Raw genomic sequence first — 1,088 nt, forward strand, 5'->3', positions numbered from 1 at the left:
ATTGATGCTATAGGGTGACCATGCCTCGTATCGCGTCCGTTCTCGACGTCTCGTACCGCACCTGCCGCCTCGTCCGGGCCGTGGCCGTTGCCGCCGCGCTGGTCCCGGCGGCGATGCTTGCTTTGGCGCCCCAGCCCTCGGCGGCGCAGGATACGCCGGCGCACCGCAGCTACATCAACCCCTTCCCGAACGGGGATCGCTACCGCGTCGTCGTTATCGGCGACTCCATGGCCGAGGGGCTGTGGGAGGGGATGTTTCGCGCCTTCGAGGACGATCCGACCTTGGACTTCATTCAGCAGTCCAAGAAGTGGACCGGCTTCGTCAACATCGACAAATACGACTGGAACGCCGAGATCGGCCAGATCTTGAAGGACGGCGACTACCACATCGCCGTGGTCATGTTCGGCGTGGGTGAAGGTCAGCCCATCAGGAAAGACGGAAAGCTGCTGAAGGTCGGCACCGAGGAATGGCGCGAGCCTATGGCGCGCGGGTGGAGACATTCATCAAGAAGCTGCGTGCAGCCAATCTTGCCACTTACTGGGTCGGCTTGCCGGTGATGCGGGCTCCCGGCCAGACCGAGGATGCGGAGAAGTTGAACGACGTGTTTCGCGAGAAGGCCTTCGTCAACGGCGCCAAATTTATCGACACCTGGGAAGGCTTCGTCGACGACCAGGGCCGCTACAGCGCCTACGGCCCGGACATGACCGGCAATACGAAGCGCTTGCGCGCCGATGACGGCATTCACTTCACCATGCGCGGCTCCCTGAAGCTTGCGCATTTCGTGGACAAGGAATTGCGCAAGGATCTGAACCTGGCCAAAGAAGAGCGGGATATCCCGCTCGCCGGCAACGAGGATGAGCAGGCCAAGGTGGCGAACCGGTTTGCGCCGCCTGCAAAGTCCGTGACCGGGGCTGCGGAGCCGGAGTCCTCGAACGCGGCCGAGATGGAAGAGGGCGCGGACGGCGAGGCGGAGGCGCTCCAGCAGAGCCAAGTGGGCGATGTCAGCGTGGTGCGGCCGATCCTGTCCACGGCCGTCTCGGCGGCGGACCTTGCCGCGGACGCGGCGAGCGCATCGGCCACGGAACCGG

The 1,088-nt window shown here is 64.4% G+C and carries 1 pseudogene; it reads left to right on the plus strand.

The features are described 5' to 3' along the window. Nucleotides 1-251: 251 nt before the first annotated feature. Nucleotides 252-1,088: pseudogene (locus AUC71_RS12785) on the plus strand (SGNH/GDSL hydrolase family protein); the annotation flags it as partial.

The organism is Methyloceanibacter marginalis (genome assembly GCF_001723295.1).
In the GTDB taxonomy this organism is placed as follows: Bacteria; Pseudomonadota; Alphaproteobacteria; order Rhizobiales; family Methyloligellaceae; genus Methyloceanibacter; species Methyloceanibacter marginalis.